At 40.8% G+C, this 8,029-nt stretch carries 8 protein-coding genes and 1 pseudogene; 1 reads left to right on the top strand and 8 read right to left on the bottom strand.

Annotation, left to right across the window (positions count from 1 at the left end; translation table 11 throughout):
• Window positions 1-233 (top strand): annotated as a pseudogene (locus E4T71_RS03680) (hypothetical protein); the annotation flags it as partial.
• A 175-nt stretch (window positions 234-408) separates the two neighbouring features.
• Here E4T71_RS03680 and E4T71_RS03675 read toward each other — a convergent pair.
• From E4T71_RS03675 to groL, 8 genes are all read right to left on the bottom strand, one after another.
• Window positions 409-606, bottom strand: a complete 198-nt coding sequence (locus E4T71_RS03675; RefSeq protein ID WP_135036976.1) for a hypothetical protein — start codon at window positions 604-606, stop codon at window positions 409-411.
• Window positions 607-620: 14 nt separating this feature from the next.
• A complete protein-coding gene (locus tag E4T71_RS03670; protein ID WP_135036973.1) occupies window positions 621-1,340 on the bottom strand; it encodes a hypothetical protein in 720 nt (239 codons plus the stop codon).
• On the bottom strand, window positions 1,330-2,118 hold the full coding sequence (locus E4T71_RS03665; protein WP_135036970.1) for an ABC transporter ATP-binding protein: 789 nt from the start codon (window positions 2,116-2,118) through the stop codon (window positions 1,330-1,332). The genes E4T71_RS03670 and E4T71_RS03665 overlap by 11 nt, the downstream gene beginning before the upstream one ends.
• 270 nt (window positions 2,119-2,388) lie before the next feature.
• Complete coding sequence (locus E4T71_RS03660) at window positions 2,389-3,507, bottom strand: hypothetical protein (protein ID WP_135036967.1); 1,119 nt, start codon at window positions 3,505-3,507, stop codon at window positions 2,389-2,391.
• Between the two features lie 70 nt (window positions 3,508-3,577).
• Window positions 3,578-4,267 (bottom strand): alpha/beta fold hydrolase, encoded by a 690-nt coding sequence (locus E4T71_RS03655; RefSeq protein ID WP_135036964.1) that lies wholly within the window; start codon window positions 4,265-4,267, stop codon window positions 3,578-3,580.
• Window positions 4,268-4,318: 51 nt separating this feature from the next.
• Complete coding sequence (locus E4T71_RS03650) at window positions 4,319-4,813, bottom strand: hypothetical protein (protein ID WP_228062344.1); 495 nt, start codon at window positions 4,811-4,813, stop codon at window positions 4,319-4,321.
• Between the two features lie 8 nt (window positions 4,814-4,821).
• Window positions 4,822-6,225, bottom strand: a complete 1,404-nt coding sequence (locus E4T71_RS03645) for a LysM domain-containing protein (RefSeq protein ID WP_135036961.1) — start codon at window positions 6,223-6,225, stop codon at window positions 4,822-4,824.
• A gap of 176 nt (window positions 6,226-6,401) precedes the next feature.
• The gene (gene groL, locus E4T71_RS03640; RefSeq protein ID WP_135036958.1) at window positions 6,402-8,027 is read right to left on the bottom strand and encodes a chaperonin GroEL; all 1,626 of its coding nucleotides are present in this window, start codon (window positions 8,025-8,027) and stop codon (window positions 6,402-6,404) included.
• Window positions 8,028-8,029 lie beyond the last annotated feature (2 nt).

Here is an 8,029-nt window from a genome sequence, read left to right as displayed (position 1 = left end):
ATATAGCTGGTGGAGTTGTGAAGAATCTGACGATGAAACGTTTTCGGAAACTGTTTGTGAATATAGTTGGAAAGTCTGTAAAAAGTGCTAGAAGACAAGTTCTAAAACTGTCTAACCTCTATTCTCTTAAGGAGGAGTTTCGAACTCTTTTTGAACGAATTTCTAGCTTAAATTTCTCGCTCCCCATTCTTTATGAAGCAAGAGATGGAAGTCCCCCTTTGTTAGGAAATTAAGATGTTAAATAGTATGCATTTTTAAAAATCTATAGTTACACCAAGGGCGGAGTCTGCCTTTTTTAGGGTTATAAGGTACTGAATACATTTTTATCCCTAGAACAATTTGGTGAATAATAAAAATCATCAGAAATTCCAATTGGTTATTGGTTGTTTCTGATGATTTTTTAGGCATTTACACAGATTCTTCTGAGGTATGAATAATTTGGGCTAATAAAGCTGGTAGGGCAAATAGAAAACTAGCAATTCCCGTATACAATGAATCCTGGGTTATCTGGTATAAATACCACATACAAATCATGTAAACCAAACTATCCCCTAGATTCAAAAATAATCGCCCCATAAACAGACGCCTAAAATCTGGATACTTCATAATTCCTCCTCCTTCTACCGCTCCTCTCTAAGATTCCTCTGATAAGCCCAAACTGCTAACACCAAAAAGAGAGTAAGCCAAAAGCACAAAGCCAAAAAGGGAATCCACTTCACACTACCTGTCAGTAGAAAGGTATGACTAGCCCCAATCAAACTAACATTCATTAATCCTTGGAGGATTGGCATTGACGAAAAGCCAGCAGCCAAGGGTAAGAAGCAAGAAAGTATGAACACAATTATAGAAACAGACATCACTTGCAAGACCGTTTTTAGAACCAATCCGACGACCAAACCGACCAACAAATATGCTAAAAGAGTTAGCAACAACAAGCCAAAATAGAGCAACCAATTGGTAAGGGGGACACCAAAAACGAACGGGGTCAAAAAACCTAAAATCATAGCTGCCCCAAAAGGAATCAGGATGACCGACAATAGATATTCACCTACTGTTACTCCCGCAAGCGATAGCGTTCGAAGATTCCGCTTTTGCTTCTCTTCCGCCACGACAGTACTGACAACAATCGTTACATTACCATAAGTAAGTCCCCCTAATATAAGGCTGGAAATAAACATTTGAATGTAAGTATCTGTCCCTGTGTCACCCATCATTTCAACGAAAATTCTAAGCAAATAGGTATCTAGGTAAGGCGATAGCAGAAAAACAAATAGTAGAAATTTATTGCTTTGTAAAATTTGCCAGCGTAACCAAAGCAAACTCTTTAATCTATGATTCATATAAGAACTCTCCTGTTAGTTGCATAAAAATCGTTTCCAAATCCACCGTTGCTGTGTCTATCCCTACCACCTGATCATTAAAATGGTTTGTAACCTCAGAACGTGGAATCATCTTTGTCTCACCATTCCGATACCGAATGGTCACCAAATCCTCACTGGGTACCTGACGTTCCCAAATTTCTTCCAGAGTTCCGGACTCTACAACAGTCCCTTTATGAAGTAAGATCAAGCGATTACATAGCCGCATAGCCTCCTGCATATTGTGAGTTACCAAAAAAATAGCCGTTCCTTTTTCCTTTAAGGCTAACAATAAATCCTGAACTCTTTTGGCCAAACTAGGATCTAAGCCAGAGGTAGGTTCATCCAAAAATAACAGTTTTGGTTGGTGAAGTACTGCCCGAATCAAGAGCATCCGTTGCTTCATTCCAGTCGACAATTGAGCGGCCTTTACTTCACGATCATCCCATAACTCCAATTGTTTCAGTAAGGTATCTACTTCCTGCATCGGAATCTGAAAAAAGCGGGCAAAAAAAGTGAGATTCTGATAAACTGTCAACGTTTCATAGAATCCAAGAGTATCATTCATCAATCCCAGATGGGCAAAATCTTCCTCCCCTAGATTCTTCACATTCTTACCAAAAATCTCCACCGAGCCCGCATCTGGCTCTATCTGTCCCGTCAACAAGCCTATGGTTGTCGACTTGCCAGAACCAGATGGCCCCAACAATCCTAGAATTTCTCCTCCCGCTAATTCTAGCTGAAGATCCTCTAGAACCACTTTCTGACCAAAGCTTTTTTCACTCCCTCTACTCGAATCATATCAGCTCTCGCTTCCTATTTTTTTATAAGCCCTATTTTAACAAAACTCTACGAAATGAAAAGAGGCTAGAACGTGAATTCAGCCTCGAAATTTTTGGAAAATAGCTACGCTAAGAGCATAAAAGAGACTCCGGATTCAAATAATATAATGCCAAACCGCTTGGGATGACAACTTGAAACCGAGATTTACAAAGAAATCCTTTTACACTCCCATCGTTCATATCTCCCCCTAGACAAACCAAGCTCGTTTCCAAATCATGAATACAAGACCCAATACACAAGCTAAAAATAGAAGCCCTTCGACTACAAGCCCTTCCGAACCAAGAAGAGAAAAAGCGATGGTGAATAGAGAAGAATTGACGGTCAGAGTCTGAAGTACATATTTGACATCAATCTCGGAATTTTGCTTCAAAAAATAGGTCCGAACTTTGATTCCTACAGATAGTAACAAAGCCGTCAATAAACTAAAGATTCCCACTTGAAGTAAAGGCCAAGCCTGCATATACCGTAAGAAAAAGAAGAAGCCAAACAAAGTCAGAACCATGTATTCTGGAAAAAGAGATTGGTATAATTGTCTATACCGCTTTTGTAGCTGAATAACGGTAATTGACAAAATCCCCGATAATACAAACGGGAGCCATGACATCATTTCAAAACCATCTGCTATGAAAGCCTTCGTTAATAAGGGAATCCAAAGTACAATCGCAGTTCCAAAAATACCTGAAAGTGGATAGGCTAACCAGCCACGAATTCTCTCACCAGCCTGTGGTGCAACTACTTCAACCCGATCCTTCTGGAGTAGGGTTAGCCAGACTGTTACAAAAAATCCTCCCATCAATAGATACCGAAAAAGCGACTCCGTACCAAACTGAGATAACAGAATCCCTAAGAAAAATCCTAACATTTTTGAGCCATTTCGTAACAACTGAACCGTGAAAAAACCAGACGTCAAACTCTGCTCAGACTCAAGAATTTTTTCTTGATAGACCATCAACAAACTGCTGATCAAAATTGATAAGTAGGTATAAAGTACCAAATAAAAACCAACTGTCCCTGTCAACTGTCCTAAAAAGACCGAGATGATAATCCCTAGCAAAGCCCCCAATGGATAGATAAAAACTGGAAGTTGCTGAATCAACTGTGTTCGTCGCAATAGAACGATTAACAAAAGATCAACGAAGGAAGCTAACAGCAAAATTAGAAAACTATTCATTCCCTCAAATTGGAGCAGTTTCCCTGTCATAAAAGAATAGAGTAGACCTGATAGCAGCAGGCTCAAAAAATAAATAATCGATTGACGCTTCCGACTCTCCAACACCATACTAAAAACTCCTTCCCAGTCACCCATTCAAACCTTATAGACGATTTCTACTGACCATCATTCACTGTGATAATAACGCATTTTCAGCAATCGCCAGCTAATCCCTAACCCTATCAAATAGTTCCATCAATACCTGCTTTAGGTCATCTGGTTTCGTTAACATAAGCAAATGATCCTGAGGTGCAATGGAATTATAGGGTAGCGATAAAGGAATACTTGAAAATAAGCGAACATGTTTTGCTTGCTCCACTACTTGTGCCAAATACTGCTGGCTCTTAAAACCAGAATAAAGAGTCAAATAATCAATACAAGCTTGATTCCCTAACTTCACACGGAAGCTCTCACCGTCTTCCTGTAAATTCTGTCCAATAATCTGGACCACTGCCTTCCCCACTTGGGAATCCACACCAAGCATTTGCTGCAGATAAGCTTCTTTAGTCGGAAAAATCTCCTCTTGATTTTCCAAAAGAGCAACAAGTTGTTGATAATCTGGAATATCTTCAAACCCATCGATTAAAATGAGAGCTTCTAATGGAGTCGGATGCTGCTTTAAATAATCGAGCAATACTGGAACACCAAAAGAAGAAGCCACAACAATCTTAGGAGATTGTAACATCTCTAATTTTTCTGCTAACTGACGGTATAGCTCATTCTTAGAAATCCTTGGAAAACTAGTCTCCAAAAACTCTATACTTGTCCAATGATCTTTAACACTAGGAAGATCTACAATCAAATCCCAAACATGATGGCTCCAGCCCAAAGGGCTCAAACATAAAACATTCGTCATCCTACAATCCTCCTATATGCAAAAACCACCCTCTCGGGTGGCTCTATGCGATTACTGGACTTCTTTAAAGACCATCTTCTGTCTCACTTCCCCTTGGCCACCTTTGGCAATTTGATAGGTGAAGCTATCGGATGTGAACTGGTCTCCAAAGGCAAAGACAGAGTTGTATTGCCATTGGGAAAGCTCATCATTTTCTTTTTTTCCTAAGGTAAGCGTAGTTGGTGTCACAGCATAACGCCATTCTGCACTTTGCTCTTCATAGGATTTCTTAAATTCCTCAGGAGAACTAGCTGCTTTAAGGGCAACTTCACGACTTTGGGTCACAACAACCTGATTTCCCCCATTCTGGAAAGTCACATACATCATTTTGTCATTTTGAGTACCATCAAGGACACTAGAATACTGGTAAGTTTTTCCTTGGACAACCTTATCCAAACGGTGACCAGCCCAATAGAAAAATCCTCCAATTCCTAGTCCGACTATAACTAGGGCAGCCAATCCCATGCGAACATATTTATTATTGAGTAATTCTTTCATGTTTTTCATGTTTGATTTTACTCCTCATATGAATCTGAGCTTGAGCTAGTGCTCGTTTCAGTCCGGCTAAAGGTAGACTCAGAAGAACTGCTATCAAAATCTTCATAGTCATCAGAAGAGGAAGAAGTACGTGTCATCGTACTTGAGCTGCTGCTTGAGCTTGAACTGGATTCTTCCACTTCCTTATAGACTTTGACATTAAAGGCATCACGACCGCCTTCTTTGGTCAAGGTAATCTGCAAGTATTTAACATTTGCCAACTCAGAAGCTCTGGCCTTCAGTTTAGCGTAAATTTCTTCTGCCACCTTCTTAGCTGAACTTTCTGTATACTTGCTGACGTCTGTTAGCAAGGCTTCTGCTCTTGGTTTGTAAAGTTCCTTCATGTCCAAATCAGCAATCAAGTCCGCATTGCTATTAAATTCATCTTTGTTATCTAAGAAATTCAAGGTAAGATTCTGTGACACACTCGTATCTTTAGAGTGCAGCATTCGGATCTCTGCTTGAATAGTATCTAGATAGTCGTCCAGTTCTAGGACTTCTTCAGAGCTAGAAGCTTGGGTAGATGATGGAGTAGTATTAGCGTTGCTGGAAGTACTACTTGAACTTGAGCTTGAACTACTGCTGGATGATGACGTACTTGAGGTAGAAGGTTCAGTAGAACTGCTCTCTGTTGGATCTGTACCAACTATACCATCTCCTGAAGGCGAACTAGAAGATCCTGAACCAGAAGCCTCCTCTGAGAATAACTCAGTCATGGAGGGTTCATCATTAACTCCTTTTTTAACCTCTTCTTCTTGCACAGCAGGTTGCTTCCAAGACGGAGCATCTTCTACCTTAATTTCTGGTGCGTAACTGATATCCAATTTATATTGATCAACATCAAACACATTGTTCTCAAGAGTTGTTGTATAACTATGTCTAGAATTATCTACAACTGTAATATTATCTCCATTATGGATATAGTTATTAATCACAACCTTGGTCATGGCACAGTGTTGACCGTGACCATTGTATTTGTAGTCCACCGGTACTTGCCCATCCCGTTTAAGAATCAGGGTGTCACCTGCATAAATCAAGTCCACATTTTGAATGTTGTTGTCATAAGCCAGTTTGGCAATGGAAATTCCTGTCGCCTGTGAGATTCCCCAAAGGGTGTCACCCCACTGAATCACGTAAATTTGACCATCTTGCCCAGAATCCACTACAGTTCCAGATTGGTCAACTCGAATATTCTGGTTCTGCATATTTTGCTTGATTTGCTCTGGACTGCTGGCAATCCAGTTGGTGATATCTGCCGCCTGAGCTGTCGATTGATATTGATAGAACTCATCTGCTTGAACCACTGCAGCTGTTTGCAGAACAGCTGGTGTCATCAGTGACCCGAGTAACAGAGCTGTCCCAAATAGGTGTTTCTTTTTCATGCAATTTTCTCCTTTGAGGAAGTTGGAAGAGCTGACTCTTCGCCCCTCACTATTTTAAAAAAAAAGAGCAAAAGCTCCCTATTAAGGAATATTATAGCATATTTTCCAACAGGAAAACTCCAATCCTGAAACCATACATTAAAAAAAAGCAGGAAGCCAAACTTCCTGCTTACAGATTACATCATACCACCCATCATGCCTGGATCCATGGCTGGACCGGCTGGAGCTTGTGGTTCTGGTTTGTTCGCAACAACAGCTTCTGTTGTCAAAATCAAGCTAGCAACACTAGCTGCATTCTGAAGGGCTGAACGAGTCACCTTCACAGGGTCAATGATTCCTGCTTCAATCATATCAACCCATTCACCGCTAGCTGCATTGAAGCCTTGACCAGCTTCTGCATTCTTGAGACGATCAATAATAATCGAACCTTCATAACCGGCGTTGAGCGCAATCTGACGAACAGGCTCTTCAAGGGCACGAAGGACAATATTACGTCCTGTCTCCTCATCTTCAGTTAATTCCAAAGCAGCTACTGCTGGAATTACATTCACCAAGGCTGTTCCACCACCTGCAACAATTCCTTCTTCAACTGCCGCACGAGTTGCATTCAAAGCATCTTCAATACGGAGTTTCATTTCTTTCAATTCCGTCTCTGTAGCGGCTCCAACCTTGATGACTGCAACACCACCTGCTAATTTAGCAAGACGTTCTTGAAGCTTTTCACGATCAAAATCTGAGTTAGTAGTCTCAATTTGAGACTTAATAACACCAACACGATTACTAATCGCTGCTGGATCACCTGCACCTTCAACAATGGTTGTAGAATCTTTATCTACGACTACCTTAGCTGCCTGACCTAGAGCCTCAACAGTTGCATCTTTCAATTCTAAACCAAGATCATCGGTAATTACTGTAGCACCTGTTAAAATCGCAATGTCTTCTAACATAGCCTTCCGACGATCTCCAAAACCTGGTGCTTTGACAGCAACCACATTAAAGGTTCCACGAATTTTATTCAAAACAAGAGTTGGAAGAGCTTCTCCATCAACGTCATCCGCAATAATCAAAAGTGGACGATTTGTCTGTAAAATACTCTCTAGCAGTGGAAGAATCTCTTGAATATTGGAAACTTTTTTATCTGTCACCAAGATAAATGGATTCTCCAATTCTGCGACCATCTTCTCATTGTCAGTCACCATATATTGAGACAGATAGCCACGATCGAATTGCATACCTTCTACTACTTCCAATTCCGTTTCCATTCCACGGGATTCTTCAATAGTAATAACACCGTCTTTTCCAACACGCTCCATAGCTTCAGAGATGTACTCCCCAACCTTCTCACTACGAGAAGAAACAGCAGCTACCTGTGCAATCGCTTCTTTATTGGAAACAGGTACAGAAGTCTCCTTCAAAGCTGCAACAGCGGCAGCAGTAGCAGCTTCGATTCCACGACGGATTCCAATTGGGTTGGCACCTGCTGTCACGTTTTTAATTCCTTCACGAACAATCGCTTGTGTCAAAAGGGTTGCTGTCGTTGTTCCATCACCAGCAATATCATTCGTTTTTGAAGCAACTTCTGAAACCAACTTGGCACCCATGTTTTCAAATGGATCTTCCAATTCGATTTCTTTGGCGATAGTTACCCCATCATTGGTAATCAGTGGTGAACCAAAGGCTTTTTCCAAGACTACATTCCGTCCTTTAGGACCCAAGGTTACCTTCACCGTATCTGCCAACATATCTACACCGCGCACCATTGCGCTGCGAGCATCTGATGAAAATTGAATATCTTTTGCCATTT

The organism is Streptococcus sp. WM07, assembly GCF_004570525.1.
GTDB lineage: Bacteria > Bacillota > Bacilli > Lactobacillales > Streptococcaceae > Streptococcus.
The sequence above is the reverse complement of the archived record's forward strand: the minus strand, read 5'-3'. Positions and strand labels throughout refer to the sequence as shown.

Excerpts from the sequence above, each read along its gene's own strand:
- E4T71_RS03660 (WP_135036967.1), bottom strand. The coding sequence starts at position 3,507 with ATGGGTGACTGGGAAGGAGTTTTTAGTATGGTGTTGGAGAGTCGGAAG.
- E4T71_RS03655 (WP_135036964.1), bottom strand. The coding sequence starts at position 4,267 with ATGACGAATGTTTTATGTTTGAGCCCTTTGGGCTGGAGCCATCATGTT.
- E4T71_RS03670 (WP_135036973.1), bottom strand. The coding sequence starts at position 1,340 with ATGAATCATAGATTAAAGAGTTTGCTTTGGTTACGCTGGCAAATTTTA.
- E4T71_RS03645 (WP_135036961.1), bottom strand. The coding sequence starts at position 6,225 with ATGAAAAAGAAACACCTATTTGGGACAGCTCTGTTACTCGGGTCACTG.
- E4T71_RS03675 (WP_135036976.1), bottom strand. The coding sequence starts at position 606 with ATGAAGTATCCAGATTTTAGGCGTCTGTTTATGGGGCGATTATTTTTG.
- E4T71_RS03650 (WP_228062344.1), bottom strand. The coding sequence starts at position 4,813 with ATGAAAAACATGAAAGAATTACTCAATAATAAATATGTTCGCATGGGA.
- groL (WP_135036958.1), bottom strand. The coding sequence starts at position 8,027 with ATGGCAAAAGATATTCAATTTTCATCAGATGCTCGCAGCGCAATGGTG.